The organism is Nocardia jiangxiensis NBRC 101359 (genome assembly GCF_000308615.1).
GTDB lineage: Bacteria > Actinomycetota > Actinomycetes > Mycobacteriales > Mycobacteriaceae > Nocardia > Nocardia jiangxiensis.
The window spans coordinates 345912-360300 of sequence record NZ_BAGB01000076.1 but is presented as its reverse complement, the minus strand read 5'-3'; the positions used below and the strand labels follow the sequence as shown (position 1 = coordinate 360300).

Below are 14389 nucleotides of genomic sequence, written 5' to 3'. Positions count from 1 at the left end.
CCCAGCAGCGTGGCCGCGAGTTTGCGGCGCTGGTACGTGGCGTTCACTGCTCTCCCCGATCCATGACCCGGACCTGCACCAGCGTGATGATCAGCAGCACCACGAACATGATGGTGGCGACCGTCGCGCCGTAGCCGGCCCGGAAGTTGCGGAAGGATTCCAGGTAGACCTGGTAGACCATGGTCGTGGTGCCGGTGCCCAGCGGTCCGCCGCGGGTCATCACGTTGATGATGTCGAACACCTGCAGCGAGTTGAGCATCACCGTGATCGACAGGAAGAACGTCGTCGGACGCAACTGCGGCAACAGGATTCGACTGAATCTGGTCCACGGGCCCGCGCCGTCGATCCGGGCGGCCTCCATCAGATCCGCCCTGGTCCCCTGCAGTGCGGCCAGGTAGATGACGAAGCTGTAGCCGAGGTTCTTCCAGATGTAGGTCACCGTCACCATGAACAGTGCCCAGTGCGAATTCTGGTAGAAGTCAGGAACATTCGTGACACCGAGCCGGTGCAGCACGTCCTGGATCAGGCCGAAGCTGGGATCGAAGATGAACTGGAAGGCCACCCCGATCGCCGCGCCGGAGATCACGAACGGCGCGAAGATCACCGAGCGAACCACGTTGCGCCCGAACAGCTTCCGATCCAGCAGCAGTGCCAGCGCCAGCCCCAGCAGCATACTTCCGGCCACCGCGGCGACGGTGAAGATCACCGTATTGCCCACGATCTGCCAGGAATCGCTGCGCCCCCACCACTCTCGGTAGTTCTCCAACCCGATGTAGTGCGCCAGCGGATCGGCCAGATTCCAGTCGGTGAACGACAACCGGATGTCATCGATCAGCGGCCGGTAGACGAACACCCCCAACAGCGCCAGATTCGGCACCACCAGAACCAGGAACAACGCGTAGTCACTCCACGGCCGCCCGCGCAATCCGCGCCCCCGAGCCTGCGGCAGCACCCGTTCCGGACTCGCCCGCACCGCGCCGCCACGACGGCTACGCGTGAGCACTCGGCCGATCCCGCCCAACCCCCTGTGTGCAGGCTCAGCGGAGGCCGAACCCTCCCCCTGCGGCAAAACGGACATGCGCCGAATCGTAAAGGCGCACACCCCGCTACAACAGCAAATCGACGATGAATATCAGGGGGGTTTCGGGTGTGCCCCAGGGGCTACCGGTCACGATCGTGATCCGGTCGACGACGATTACGCCGACGCTGCCAACCGATTTCGGGAGCACATGGGTGACTCCCCGGAAACGCCCGAAAGTATTGCCGAAATCGACCGTCGGCCCGACGTCCGAGCCTCCCCGCGCTCAACGGCACGCTGAAGTCGCGGGGAGGCGGTACAGCGTCGCGGGGAGCCGGACGAGCTTACCCTCAGTCCCAGTCGCCCATGCCATCGCTGTGGCTGGCGGCGCCGGTGGAGTTCTTCACCACGACCGGGTCGCCCTTCTGGGCGTTGTCGAAGAACCACTTGGCGTCGGCCGTGCTGACGTTGAGGCAGCCGTGGCTGGCGTCGGAGTTGCCCTGCTGGGCCACCGACCACGGGGCGGCGTGCAGGAAGATGCCGTTGCTGGCCAGCCGGGTGGCGTACTCGACCGGGGTCTTGTAGCCCTCGGGCGAGGTGCTCGGCACGCCGAAGGTGGCCGAGTCCATGATCATCTTGCGGTTCTTCTCACCCACGTAGTAAGTGCCGTTGGGCGTCTCGTGGCCCTTCTTGCCCATCGAGGTCGGCATGGTCTTCACGACCTGGCCGTTCTTGGTGATGGTGATCTGGTGGGTGGCGTCGTCGGCGGTGGTGATCACCTCGTCGCCGGTCTTGTACGCGACGTGGGTGTTGCCGGCCTGGACGGTGATCTCGTCGTGGGCGGGCCAGAAGTTCTCCGGCCGCCAGCGCACCTGCTTGTCGCCGTACCAGTAGAAGTGGCCCTTCACCGGCGTCGAGGAGGTGATCCGGATGGCCTTCTCCGCGGCGGCGCGATCGGTGACCGGCGCCTTGAAGTTCACGAAGATCGGCTCGGCCACGCCGACCACGTCGCCGTCACCGGGGCTCAGGCTGGGGGCGGCGAAGTTGGCCTGCGGCAGCGGCGGCGGGCTCTTCATCGGCGCTGCACCCGGTTCGGGCTGCGGGCTCTGCACCAGGGCGGGTGCGCCCGGCACATCGGGGCCGCCGGGCCACAGCGGCGACGCGGCCGCGGGCGCCACGGCGAGCGCTCCGGCGGCGCTGACCGCCAGGGTCAGGACGCCGATCCGCGTGCCCCGTGTTGCCTTGTCCCGCGCGGGTTTCCGACAGGTGGTGGTGCGCAAAGCCGTACGTCCTCTCAATCATCAACTCACGCGCGAAGATGCGCGGAAGATCTCGCTCACGATGCACAACGAGATGTATGTCGTCCCCGGCCCGGCATCCATTACTACATTTCCGAACGGCTTCGGCCAATCGCAGATCCGTTGTCATTGACCAGTTCCGATCGCAGTGTGATGTGTCACCGGTGTACTGACAGGGATGTGATTCGGGGCGTTATCGCCGTTCGCGGGGGGCGCGAGGCCGACCTGGAGCAGTACCCAGCAACAACCGGAACGATGTCACGTCACATCGTATTGTGATGCGAATCACCCACGCGTCCTTGGTAAGACACGACAATGAAGGTAATCCCGGAACGCGGTCCCGTAGCGATGTTGTGCGGCACGGACATCGGGATTCGCCCTCGCGAATAATGGCGCGTAAGTGCCAGTTCGGTCCGCATGAGGAGGGTCGCGAGCACGATGCGCAATTCGTAGTCCGCCAGGGTGGATCCCAGACAGCGCCGATGCCCGCCGCCGTACGGGGCGAACTCGGCTGGGCCGTAACGGCGGTCCAGGAAACGTTCCGGTCGGAACTGTTCGGGATCCGGCCACACCCGAGGATCCGAATGCAGCAACGGTACGGCGATGCCCATCGTGTCCCCCGCGTCCATCGCGGCGCCGCGCAAGGTGAACGGTCCGGTCAACCGCCGCAGCACGATGGGCACGGGCGGATGCAGCCGCAACGTCTCCTGGCAGACCGCATCCAGATACGGCAGCCGGGACAGTTCGGCGGGGTCGCCGTCCGGATCGAGATCGGCCAGTTCGGTGCGCAGCCGGGCCAGCGTCTCGGGATGCCGGTGCAGCCGGTACAGCGCCCAGACCAGGCTGGTCGCGGTCGTCTCGTGCCCGGCGACCAGCAGGGTGCGCAGCTGATCGCGCAGGTCGGCATCCTCGATCGCGGACCCGTCGTCGTGGCGGGCCGCGAGCAGCGTGGACAGCACGTCGCTGCCGGAGCGATCCGCGCCCGCCGTGCGCCGCGCGGCGACCTCGGCGCTGATCAGTGCGTCCAGCCGATCGCGGGCGGCCAGGAACCGATCCCAGGGCGCATGCCCGAAGGCGCTGTGCCGCAAGGCCGGAAGCAACATCAGCGGCCCGTTGAACGCATTCAGGAACCGCACCACCGCATCGGTGTATTCCGCACGGCGGGAACGACTTCCGTCGCCGAACAGGACCTCGGTAATGACCCGCAGAGTGATCGCCCGCGCTGCCGCTCGCGCATCCACCCGGACACCGGGCCGCCACGCCGGGCCCGCACCCGAACCGTTCTGTTCCTCGACCGCGGAATCGCGAATGACGTTGGCGTAGTGCGCAATATGCGACCGATGAAAGGCGGGCGTCAGCAGTGCGCGCTCGCGGCGATGCCGCTGATCGCGAGCCAGGATCAGCGAAGCCGACCCGACCAGCGGCTCGATCGGATTCGGCAGCGGCGGTGTCAGCAACTCCACCGGCGCGCGGAAGAATTCCCCGGCCCCCTCGGGCGTCCCGGTGAACACCGCACCCCCGAATCCGGGAAATCGCACCGCGAACGGATCCCCGTCCCGCCCCCGCCGCCACCGGAAGTACCGCTCGAAATCGACACCCGCAGCCAGGGCGTGCACCAGCATCGGCCGCGGCGCCCGCAGCCCACCGTCGGCAGAAGTCACGGCAGTCATATCAGAGATACGAGGCCGGGCCCGATCCGGTTCGGTTCTCGCGTATCGCCACATGTGACCGGCTATCGGCCACATATGACGTCGTCGGCATGTGCCGGTACACGCCGCGCTCGGTATGTGCCTGCGAACGGACGGCGAACCAGAGCCGAATGCGACGCGTCGGTGTGATCAGCGGTCCGGTGCGGCGGTGCGCCACACGCCCAGGGGGGTCGCCAGGCAGCTCGTACCGCTGCGGGAGTCCCACGCCAGCGCGGCCGAACCCAGGCAGGTGACGCTGTGGTTGTCCGAGATCACCTGTGCCAGTGAGCCGTTCATCGCGAAACTCACACCGGGCCCGGCCGCGTCGTGCAGTGAGGTGAACGCATAGGCCTGGGGCCCCACGCCGATCGCGATCGGCATACCTCTCGAACCCTCGCTCGCCCCGATTCCACCGGAAATTCCCAGCCCCAGCGCGATCGCCCCGGCGTTGGCCCGCGCGAAACCGATACCGTCGTACCCGGCCGCGCGCGCGTGCCCGGAATCGCCGACCGTGGCGCGGCACGCGGTGGTACCGGCCACCACCGTGATGTCCCGCCCACCGTCGGAATCGCACTGCACCTGGGTTGCCGATACATTGCCAGTGGAGCAGAGATAGACGCCGACCGCAACGGCAGAAACTCCAACTACGCTGATCACCTTCACCATTAGCTCCCTCCTGGCCTACCTGCACACCATACCCAGAAGATTTGCTACGAGTAGGAATCGAGCACGTGAACGTTTCCCGCGCCCCATGCCCGGCCAGCCTCTGCATTCGTGGATGCGGGACGCCACCAGACCCTCGAGGTTCAGGTCGATGGCCGCGATTCCCCGGAACGTGGTGCGCCCCAGGGAATCGAATCCCAGCTCTGCGCAATCGCACGGGTTACGCCACGCTTGCGGGTACGTCGAAATCCTCGCGGATCGCGGGCCCTGTGCCTCGCGGGAGGGGATCGCGCACCGCGTCCCCTCCGGGCTCGGTCGGCCGGGCCGCCGACAGTCCCGGTGTTCTGTTCTCCTCCGGCCGGTGGAAATCACACTGACGGGCGGGCCGCGGATCGTAGCCTGAGGACGTGGCAGTGCGTGGCGGGCGAACAGGGGAACGAGGTGGCGCTCGTGACCGAGACGAACAGTGATGAGAGTTCGGACGTGAGTGCGGCCGAACTGCCGCGGCTGCGGTCGCGGACCGGGCGGTGGATAGTCGTGGCGACCGTGCTGGCGTCGGCGGTGGCCTCGCTCGACGCCACGGTGGTCAATATCGCGCTGCCGCGGATCGGGGATGCGTTACACACCGGGGTGGCGGGGCTGCAATGGACGTTGAGCGGCTACACGCTGACGCTCGCGTCGTTCATCCTGCTCGGCGGGTCACTGGGTGACCGGCTCGGGCGACGCAAGGTACTCGTCTGGGGCACAGTCGGTTTCGCGGCCGCATCGGTGTTGTGCGGCGCGGCGGTGAATATCGAGATGCTGGTGGCCGCGCGGATCGTGCAGGGGGTGGCGGGCGCGCTGCTGACGCCGGGCAGTCTGGCGCTGATCTCCTCCTCCATCGACGAGCGCGATCAGGGGGCCGCGATCGGGCTGTGGTCCGGATTCGGCGGTATCGCGAGCGCGGCCGGGCCGTTTCTGGGCGGCTGGCTGATCGAGGTGGCCTCCTGGCGGTCGATATTCCTGATCAATGTGCCGCTGGCCGCGATCGTGGTCGCGGTGGCGCTGCGGCATGTGCCCGAGAGCCGGGATCCGGGGGCCGCGCGCCGGGCGGATGTGCCGGGCGCACTGGTGGTCGCCCTGGCCCTGGGCGCGTTGACCTTCGGATTGATCGAGAAGATGCCGCTGCTCGCGGTCCTCGGCGTGGTGCTGCTGGCGGTGTTCGTCGTGATCGAGCTGCGCAGTGATCATCCGCTGGTCCCGCCGACGTTGTTCCGCTCCCGGGTGTTCACCGCGGCCAATCTCGTGACGTTGGCCGTGTACGCCGCCCTGGGCGGGGTGTTCTTCCTCCTGGTCCTGCAACTGCAGCAGGTCGCGCACTTCTCGCCGTTGGTCGCGGGTGTCGCGACCCTGCCGATGACGGTGATCATGCTGGTGCTGTCCGCGCCCGCCGGTCGATGGGCCCAGCGGCACGGTCCGCACCTGCCGATGACGGTCGGACCGCTGCTGGCCGCGGCCGGACTGGTCCTGCTGCTGCGCATCGGCCCCGGCTCCGGACATCTGGGGGGTTATCTGCGCGACGTGCTGCCGGGCGTGATCGTGTTCGGTCTGGGATTGTCCACGCTGGTGGCTCCGTTGACCGGGGCGGTGCTGGGCGCGGCCGCATCGTCCGAGGCCGGCATCGCCTCGGGGGTGAACAACGCCGTCGCCCGGACCGCGCAGCTGCTCGCGGTGGCCGCGCTGCCCGGCCTGGCCGGGATCTCCGGATCGGTCACCGACGCGGCCGCGATCGATCACGGATTCGGCGTGGCCATGTGGATCTGCGCGGGACTGCTGCTGATCGGCTCCGCGATCGCCGCGGCACTGCTGGGCGGACCGCGGGCGCGCCGCGAGCCCGGCTCGGTCGATACGTTGCCGCAGTGCGGGATGAGCGGCCCCGCCGTACAACCGGAGGTCCCCGGACATGCCGCGGGGCGGTGACCCGGATTCGGATCACCGCCCCGCGGCAGGTGGTTCGGACGGTCGGATCAGATCGGGTTGTAGCCCGCGCCGACGCCGCCGCGACGATTGAGATCGTTGAGGATGGCGTTCATATTGGTGCCGACCTCAGGGCCGAAGCAGGCCACGGCCAGATAGGCGTTGACCATGCCGACCAGTTTCGTGCCGACGACGACCGGCGCGCCGGAATCGCCCTCGACCACACACATCTGACTCCAGGTCTCATCGGTCTGGAAGATGTCGCCCCAGGCGATGCCGCAGGTGTTGCCGGTGGTCCGGCCCTCCTTGCAGACGATGTTGGGGAACATGGCCGGTGCGCCGACCCCGGTGATCGTCACATTGCCGATGTGGTTGGTCGGCGTGACCTTGTTCGGATCGAACTGGATGACCGCGTAGTCCAGATCGTGGTTGGAGTAGACGAAGTGACCGATCACTCCGGCTCCGCGAGCCTGTTCGGCCCACACCTGCGCGCCTGCTTCGCCGCAGTGCCCGGCGGTCAGTCCGACGAGTCGCCCGCCTCGGTCGTGACCGATGGTGGTGACGGTGCATTCGAACTGGTTGTCAATGATGATTCCGGAACCGCCGCCGATCACCGGCGCACCGCCGGCGGCTTGCGCGACCCCCGCGCCCGTACCGAGCAGCGCCGCGCCGATGGCCACGGCGAAGGCGGTGCGCGCCGCCTTGGCGAGTGTGTTGAACATGTCCCTCCAGAGACGTCGGAAGCCCGCACGATATCAATCCATGTCGTACTACATCCTGTCAGTATCATCGCGCCGGCGCGTGCGGTGTGACAAGCGAGTTTGCCGGTTCGATGCCGGTGAACCGAGCGTGACGGTGCGGTTGCCATTACCACGGAGGCAGGTGATGACCGGCGAGTCGCCGCTACGACACGAGTGTGATGGATCCGGGATCGGCTCGCCCGAGAGTTACGCTCATCGCGCATCGAAAAGCAGCGATTGGTTTTGGATAAACGTAATCCGGGGTATTCAGCCGGACTGCGGACCCAAGTTGGACGATCGTTCAAGAACGTAGAACGTGTTCTAGAAAGCAATCGGTCTTTTTGTGGTATTTACCAACTGCTTGTCCCGAGTCACAGCCTTTTACCGGCTGTGATCTGGGTCAATGACTGCAGTCACTGATGGTGGTGTGTTTTTCCTAACTCCGTAGTAAGGTGCCTCAAGCAAACAGTCGTCGGGGCGGGTAACCGACGTCGAGAGGGGTTAGCCAGTGCAGTTCACCACCGACCGTCCGGGCGGGCCGGAGGCCGTACGCCCAGCGTCACGAATGAGTGGTGCGCTCGACTGGGGCAGAGGCTATTGGCAGGATCATCCGAAACGGTCGATCGAGACCTTCGGCCGCCAGATCACGATGGGTATCGAAGCCGTCGGTGAGCTGTTCGTCAGCATCTTCCGCGGGCGCTTTCCATTTGCGGAATTCGTTCGGCAATGCGCGTTCATGGCCAGTGTCGCCGCCGCGCCGACACTTCTGGTCGCCATCCCCATCGGTGTCATCGTCTCGATTCAGGTCGGTTCGGTCGCCCAGCAGGTCGGCGCGACCTCGTTCATCGGCGCCGCGAACGGCCTGGGCATCATCCAGCAGGGCGCACCGCTGGTCACCTCGCTGATGATCGCCGGTGCGGTCGGATCGGCGGTCTGCGCCGACCTCGGCTCGCGCACCATCCGCGAGGAGATCGACGCGATGAAGGTGATGGGCGTCGACCCGTTGCGGCGCTTGGTCGCCCCCCGGCTCGGCGCCGCTATGTTAGTGTCCGTTCTGCTGTGTGGCTTCGTGGTTTTCGTCGGCTTCCTGACCGGCTACGTGTTCAACATCTTCGCGCAGAGCGGTACGCCGGGTTCCTACATCGGCACGTTCGCGTCGTTCGCCGTGACCACGGACCTGCTCGTCGCCCTCGTGAAGTCGTTGATCTTCGGACTGCTCGCGGCGATCATCGCCTGCGATGCCGGACTCACCACGCGCGGCGGCCCGGGTGGCGTCGCCAACTCGGTCAACACGGCGGTGGTGCTCTCGGCGGTGATGCTCTTCGGCGTCAACCTGATCATCACGCAGATTTACAACACCCTGTTCCCCGCACAGATGGTCTGAGCCGGTGTCGTCAACTTATGTCCCGCCGCTACTGCGGCCACTCGAGCGCATCAAGCATTCCGCGGGCGCACCCCGCGACTGGCTCGCGCGCATCGGCCATCAGGTCTTCTTCTTCCTGCGGTCGCTCGGCTCGATCCCCTTGGCGTTCAAGCACTATCCGAAGGAAGTCTGGCGGCTGCTCTCGGACGTCACCTGGGGTAACGGCAGCCTGATCGTCGGTGGCGGCACCATCGGCGTGGTGCTCATCCTGAGCGCGTTCGGCGGTATGACCGTCGGCATCCAGGGATACACCTCGCTGAACCTGCTGGGTCTGAGCCCGATCACCGGCGCCATCTCGGCCTTCGCCACCACTCGCGAGCTCGGCCCGATGCTGGCCACGGTCGCCTTCGCCGCACAGGCCGGTTGCCGATTCACCGCGCAACTGGGCTCGATGCGCATCGCGGAGGAGATCGACGCGCTCGAATCCCAGGCCATCCGGCCGCTGCCGTACCTGGTCAGCACCCGGATGATCGCGGCGATGATCGCGATCGTCCCGCTGTACTGCCTGGCGCTGCCGTTCGCCTACCTGACCTGCGCGTGGACCGTCGGCCTGTACGGCGGCACCGCGAGCGGCACCTTCCAGCACTACTTCTACCAATTCCTGGTCCCGCACGACGTGCTCTGGTCGCTGTTGAAGGCGATCGTGTTCGTCGCGATCACCACGTTCATCCAGTGCTACTACGGGTTCTTCGCCTCCGGCGGTCCCGAGGGCGTCGGCGTCGCGGCCGGCCGGGCGATCAAGTACTGCATCATCGCGGTCGTGTTCGCCGACCTGTTCATCACGCTGGCGGTCTGGGGCGTCAACCCCGGCATCAGGATTTCCGGATGAACGGGTCAGGGCCGAAGGCGGCAGCGGAGCGTAACCACGCAGGCCCCACGTTCATCCGCATCAGATACAGAATAGGGGTCCGCTCTTGATCATCGATCCGAGTGGCCGCGGACCGACAATGCGGCAGCTGCTGGTCGCGGGTGCGTCCGGCCTGATCGTCTTCGCGCTGATCCTGGGTTTCCTGATGGCCCGCTACAAGGGATACATCCTGCACCCCAAGGTGGATGTCACCGCCGATCTGAGCACCACCGGTGACGGCCTGCCCGACAACGCCGACGTGAAGTTCCGCGGAATCCTGGTGGGTTCGGTCAAGGACGTCTCGGTGGCCGACAAGGGCGCGCAGCAGCAGGTGCACATCGAGATGAAGCCGGACTTCGTCGGCAACATCCCGTCCACCGTGACCGCGCGCGTGGTCCCGAGCAACCTGTTCGCCGTCACCTCGGTCGAACTGGTCTACAACGGTCCGGCGCAGTCCCATCTGCGCGCGGGCTCGACCATCGCCGAGGACCGCAGCCAGGGCACCATCGCCCTGCAGGACACCCTGACCACCGTGCGCACCATCCTCGACAAGATCGACCCGGTGCAGCTGGGCCGGGTGCTCAGCACCCTGTCCTACGGACTCGAAAGCGGCAGCCGGGTACCGGGTTCCACGGTCGAGCGTCTGGACAACGTGCTGACCCAACTGCGCAAGGCCGTGCCGGACGTCGGGCAGACGCTGGACAACTTCTCCGCGTCGATGCACGCGCTGAACCAGTCCGCGCCCGAACTGATGGGCTCGCTGGCCGAGTCGGTGAAGACCGCGAAGACCATCTCCGACAAGCGTGCCGCGGTCGCGGGCCTGATCACCGGCAGCGAGAGCACCGTGGACAAGGTCAACGCGCTGTTCGCCGCCAACGGTGATGCCGGTAAGCGGCTCACGGTCGGCACCGGCGATCTGTTCGGCGCGCTGACCAGCCAGCCGGATGCGCTGCCGATCGCCATCGCGAACCTGAACAGCTCGATTCGCCAGCTGGGCACCACATTCCACTGGGGTCCGCAGAAGCAGATGGTCTGGAACATGGGCCTGACCTTCACCCCGTACAAGCCGTACGACCGCAGCGACTGCCCGCGGTACGGCGCCATGGCCGGACCGAGTTGCGGTACGGCGCCGGCGGTTTCGGATCCGGGCACGCTGCCCGACGCGCTCGAGCCGCGGGCGCTGGATTCGGCGAAGGGGCTGCCCAAGCTGCCCGCGATTCCGGGCCTGCCCGCGATCCCCGGGTTCACCGCGCAGACCGCGGCCCCGCAGAACAACGCGCCGAACGCGGCCAACCCGTTCGCCGGAAACCCGCTGCAGAACCTGTTCCCGCACGGCATTGCGGGCCTGACCGCCCCCGCCGCGGGCACGCCGAACAAGCCCGCCTCGGCGCAGCTGCCGAACAAGCCCGTCGCGGCGCCGATCGCCGGGACGACCGACTACACCGGTGATGCCGCCATCACCGCACTGCTGGGCCACCGCCCGACCGTCGCCGAATACGTGCTGCTGAGCTCGATCCTGAGGGGTGGAACCTTGCAAGTGACCGATAACGGTGCAGGCCGATGAACATACGTAAACCCCTGATCGGCTTCGGCATCTTCGCGATCGTCTCGGTCCTGGTGACGGTTACCATCTGGAATACGCTGGCGCGCAGCGTGAGTGGGTCCACCACCAGCTATTCGGCCACCTTCAGCGACGTGCTGGGCCTGCGGCCCGGCGACGACGTGCGCATGGCAGGTGTGCGAGTGGGCAAGGTCGACAAGATCGACCTGGACAAGCAGCATCACGCCGTGGTCACGTTCATCGTGCAGAGCGATCAGACCCTGTACGGCACCACCAAGGCCCTGGTCCGCTACCAGAACCTGATCGGCCAGCGGTACGTCGCGCTGGCGCCCGGAACCAAGGGCGTCGCGGCTCCCCTGCACGACGGCGGCTCGATCCCGCTGGCCCAGACCGAACCGTCCTTCGACATCTCCGGACTGCTCAACGGTTTCGAACCGCTGTTCCAGACCTTGCAGCCCGAACAGGTGAACCAGCTGTCCAACACCTTCATCCAGGCGCTGCAGGGTGACGGAGTTTCGTTGAGCGCGTTCATCACTCAGGCCGCAGCACTCGCGGGCGACTTCCAGCGCCGCGACGCCATCCTGTCCGACGTGATCACCAACCTCTCCGGCGTCATGGCGGGGTTGGCGAAACGAGGCGACGAATTGGAGACGCTGGTGACCCAGACCCGCGCGCTGATCGGCGGGCTGTACCAACAGGGCCAGACCCTGCAGACTTCGACGGTCAAGATCGCCGACGCCACCACGGCGATGGTGAAGATGCTCGGCGGCGTGCAGCCCAAGATCGCGGCCGCGCAGAACGCCAGCACCAGCGCGCTGACCATGCTGATCGGCAACGGCGCGAAACTCGACCAGGCAGCGATCGACCTGCCGAACATCATGTCCGACGTCGGTAAGTTCACCCAGGACGGCGCCTACGCCAGTGCCTATGTGTGCAGCCTGGACGTCTCGCTGTACGGCATTCTGCTGCCGCGTGGCCTGCTCACCCAGATCGGCGGACACTCCCAGTCGGCGGTGTGCCGGCCATGACGAAGCTCAAGGAACGTTTCAACGCGAACCGCTACTTCTGGCTGGGCATCATCGGCGCCGCGCTGGTGGTGCTGCTGCTGGTGGTCTCCTCCAGTTTCGGCAAGCTCGGGGTCGGCAAGCAGGAGATCAAGGCCGAATTCGTCCAGACCGCCGGTCTCAAGACCGGTGACAAGGTCGACGTGGCCGGTGTTCCGGTCGGCACGGTGTCCTCGCAGAAGCTCGAGGGCGACCACGTGCTGATCACGTTGCAGGTCAACGGCGATCTGAAGCTGGGCGCGGACGCCAAGGCCGCGATCAAGATGGCGACGCTGCTGGGCGCGCGGTACGTCAGCCTGGATCCGGGCGACGGCTCGGGTCTGAAGGACGGCCGGATCCACAAGAACAACACCACGGTTCCGTACGACCTGTCCGATGTGATCCAGATCGGCACCCCGAAGTTCGAGGCCCTGGACACCCAGAAGCTGACGCAGACCTTCAAGGTGCTGGGCGATCAGATCGACGGATCCCCGCAGCTGACCGCACAGGCGCTGGACAGCGTCGGCGCGCTGGCCAAGACCATCAACGACCGCAAGGACCAGGTCGACGGCCTGCTGAAGAACCTGGACCGGGTCACCAAGATCCTCGGCGACAACCGCAACAGCGTGCTGCTGGTGATCACCCAGGGCGAGGCGATCGCCAACCGGGTGATGGAGCGGCAGCAGCTGCTGCGTCAGCTGCTGGACAACGTCGCCTCGCTGACCAAACAGCTGCAGCAGATCGGCGCGCAGAACAACAACCAGATCGGCCCGACCATCACCCAGCTCGACACGATGGCCGCGGGTCTGCAGAAGAACAAGGACAACCTCGACCGGCTGCTGCAGATCATGCCGCCCGCGTTGCGGCAGTTGAACAATGCCTTCGGCAACGGCCCCTACGGTGAGGTCGCCCTGCCGTGGCTGTTCCCGGACAACTGGTTGTGCTTCGCCCGAGTGATCGAGGGGTGCCAGGGATGAGACCGACCGCACGGGCGATCGCGCGGATCGCGAAGGGCCTCGGCATCGGCGCCGTGGCCGTCGCGGTGGGCAGCTGTTCGGCAATGCCGCTCTCGGTGCAGGACACGGTCGGGGCGAGTACGCACATCACCGCCGATTTCCGCAATGTCGCGGGCATGTTCGTGGGCAATCCGATCACCGTGCTGGGCCTCGAGGTCGGCAAGGTGGACAAGATCGTCCCGCACAGCCAGTACGCCGAGGTCCACATGACCATCGACAGCGATGTGAAGATCCCGAAGAACGTGACCGCGGCGCTGATCTCGCCGTCCATCGTGACCGATCGGCATATCGAACTGACCCCGGTGTACACCGGCGGGGCGACCCTGCCGGACGATTCGCACCTGACCATCGAGTCCACCCGCACCCCGGTCGAATTGGACACCTTGATCAAGACCATCGACCAGTTCACCGCCTCACTGAAGCCGGCGCCGGGCACCGACGGTAAATCGGGTCCGCTGGACGGCACGTTGCTCTACGACATGGTCAACGGCCAGGGCGAGAAGATCCGCGACACCCTCAACGCCCTGTCCGGCGCGTTGAAGATCGGCGTCAACAACAAGGACGCGATCTCGGAGATCATCATCAAGCTCAACGAGCTGACCACGATGCTGGCCGACAACGACAAGTCGGTGCGGGACTTCAGCAACAAGGTCACCCAGATGTCCACGCTGCTGGCCCAGCAGGCGCCGGGTCTGCAGGGGACGCTGGATCAGCTCAACGCGTTCCTGTCCAACACCAGCGGCACCTTCGGCCAGTATCAGGATCAGCTGGCCTCCAGCCTGACCGGGCTGACCAATGTGACCAATCAGCTCCGCGCCAACGCCGCGGGCCTGATCGAGGTCGTGGACGTCGCGCCGATGCTGTTGCAGAACGTGGACAACTCGATGGACCGCGGCCGCCACTTCGTGCGGCTGCACGCCCTGATCGGCACCGTCCTGGACGGTGAGGTGGTCAGCGCGTTCTGCGAGAAGATCCAGATGCGCGCCGACGGCTGCCGGACCGGCAAGGTGCAGGATCTCGGTCCCGACTTCGGATTGACCGCGGCAATGTTGGGATTGACGAAATGATCCGACTGATGCGAAAACGCCCCAGTGCTCACGTCAGGCCCGGAGGCGGCAGCTTGCGTAACCACGTAG

12 protein-coding genes are annotated in these 14389 nt (G+C 66.4%); 7 read left to right on the top strand and 5 right to left on the bottom strand.

Going from position 1 to position 14389, the window contains the following annotated elements; all coding sequences use genetic code 11:
• Nucleotides 1–43 precede the first annotated feature (43 nt).
• The 4 genes from ON40_RS34230 to ON40_RS34210 all read right to left on the bottom strand — a co-directional run bounded on the left by ON40_RS34230 (nt 44) and on the right by ON40_RS34210 (nt 4670).
• A complete protein-coding gene (locus tag ON40_RS34230) occupies nt 44–973 on the bottom strand; it encodes a carbohydrate ABC transporter permease (protein WP_040829255.1) in 930 nt (309 codons plus the stop codon).
• Nucleotides 974–1368: 395 nt separating this feature from the next.
• Nucleotides 1369–2298: a L,D-transpeptidase gene (locus ON40_RS34225; protein ID WP_051193970.1), complete on the bottom strand. Its 930-nt coding sequence runs from the start codon at nt 2296–2298 to the stop codon at nt 1369–1371.
• Between the two features lie 281 nt (nt 2299–2579).
• Complete coding sequence (locus ON40_RS34220) at nt 2580–3986, bottom strand: cytochrome P450 (RefSeq protein ID WP_051193967.1); 1407 nt, start codon at nt 3984–3986, stop codon at nt 2580–2582.
• Nucleotides 3987–4154: 168 nt separating this feature from the next.
• Nucleotides 4155–4670 carry a DUF6764 family protein gene (locus ON40_RS34210; protein ID WP_308418320.1) on the bottom strand — a complete coding sequence of 172 codons (516 nt, stop codon included), beginning with the start codon at nt 4668–4670 and terminating at the stop codon, nt 4155–4157.
• A 480-nt stretch (nt 4671–5150) separates the two neighbouring features.
• On the opposite strand from ON40_RS34210, the gene ON40_RS34205 reads away from it, so the two are divergent.
• Nucleotides 5151–6626, top strand: a complete 1476-nt coding sequence (locus tag ON40_RS34205; protein ID WP_040829400.1) for an MFS transporter — start codon at nt 5151–5153, stop codon at nt 6624–6626.
• 47 nt (nt 6627–6673) lie between these two features.
• On the opposite strand, the gene ON40_RS34200 is transcribed toward ON40_RS34205, so the two are convergent.
• Complete coding sequence (locus tag ON40_RS34200) at nt 6674–7345, bottom strand: S1 family peptidase (RefSeq protein ID WP_040829252.1); 672 nt, start codon at nt 7343–7345, stop codon at nt 6674–6676.
• A gap of 583 nt (nt 7346–7928) precedes the next feature.
• Here ON40_RS34200 and ON40_RS34195 point away from each other — a divergent pair.
• The 6 genes from ON40_RS34195 to ON40_RS34170 all read left to right on the top strand — a co-directional run bounded on the left by ON40_RS34195 (nt 7929) and on the right by ON40_RS34170 (nt 14320).
• Nucleotides 7929–8747: an MlaE family ABC transporter permease gene (locus ON40_RS34195; RefSeq protein WP_040829399.1), complete on the top strand. Its 819-nt coding sequence runs from the start codon at nt 7929–7931 to the stop codon at nt 8745–8747.
• Between the two features lie 4 nt (nt 8748–8751).
• A complete protein-coding gene (locus ON40_RS34190; RefSeq protein ID WP_040829250.1) occupies nt 8752–9615 on the top strand; it encodes an ABC transporter permease in 864 nt (287 codons plus the stop codon).
• 118 nt (nt 9616–9733) lie between these two features.
• Nucleotides 9734–11197: an MlaD family protein gene (locus ON40_RS34185; RefSeq protein WP_245568104.1), complete on the top strand. Its 1464-nt coding sequence runs from the start codon at nt 9734–9736 to the stop codon at nt 11195–11197.
• Nucleotides 11194–12222 carry an MCE family protein gene (locus ON40_RS34180; protein WP_040829248.1) on the top strand — a complete coding sequence of 343 codons (1029 nt, stop codon included), beginning with the start codon at nt 11194–11196 and terminating at the stop codon, nt 12220–12222. The genes ON40_RS34185 and ON40_RS34180 overlap by 4 nt, the downstream gene beginning before the upstream one ends.
• A complete protein-coding gene (locus ON40_RS34175) occupies nt 12219–13214 on the top strand; it encodes an MCE family protein (protein ID WP_040829398.1) in 996 nt (331 codons plus the stop codon). Before ON40_RS34180 ends, ON40_RS34175 begins: the two co-directional genes overlap by 4 nt.
• On the top strand, nt 13211–14320 hold the full coding sequence (locus ON40_RS34170) for an MCE family protein (RefSeq protein ID WP_040829247.1): 1110 nt from the start codon (nt 13211–13213) through the stop codon (nt 14318–14320). Before ON40_RS34175 ends, ON40_RS34170 begins: the two co-directional genes overlap by 4 nt.
• Nucleotides 14321–14389 lie beyond the last annotated feature (69 nt).

Excerpts from the sequence above, each read along its gene's own strand:
- ON40_RS34220 (WP_051193967.1), bottom strand. The coding sequence starts at position 3,986 with ATGACTGCCGTGACTTCTGCCGACGGTGGGCTGCGGGCGCCGCGGCCG.
- ON40_RS34210 (WP_308418320.1), bottom strand. The coding sequence starts at position 4,670 with ATGGTGAAGGTGATCAGCGTAGTTGGAGTTTCTGCCGTTGCGGTCGGC.
- ON40_RS34200 (WP_040829252.1), bottom strand. The coding sequence starts at position 7,345 with ATGTTCAACACACTCGCCAAGGCGGCGCGCACCGCCTTCGCCGTGGCC.
- ON40_RS34195 (WP_040829399.1), top strand. The coding sequence starts at position 7,929 with ATGAGTGGTGCGCTCGACTGGGGCAGAGGCTATTGGCAGGATCATCCG.
- ON40_RS34185 (WP_245568104.1), top strand. The coding sequence starts at position 9,734 with ATGCGGCAGCTGCTGGTCGCGGGTGCGTCCGGCCTGATCGTCTTCGCG.
- ON40_RS34180 (WP_040829248.1), top strand. The coding sequence starts at position 11,194 with ATGAACATACGTAAACCCCTGATCGGCTTCGGCATCTTCGCGATCGTC.
- ON40_RS34175 (WP_040829398.1), top strand. The coding sequence starts at position 12,219 with ATGACGAAGCTCAAGGAACGTTTCAACGCGAACCGCTACTTCTGGCTG.
- ON40_RS34170 (WP_040829247.1), top strand. The coding sequence starts at position 13,211 with ATGAGACCGACCGCACGGGCGATCGCGCGGATCGCGAAGGGCCTCGGC.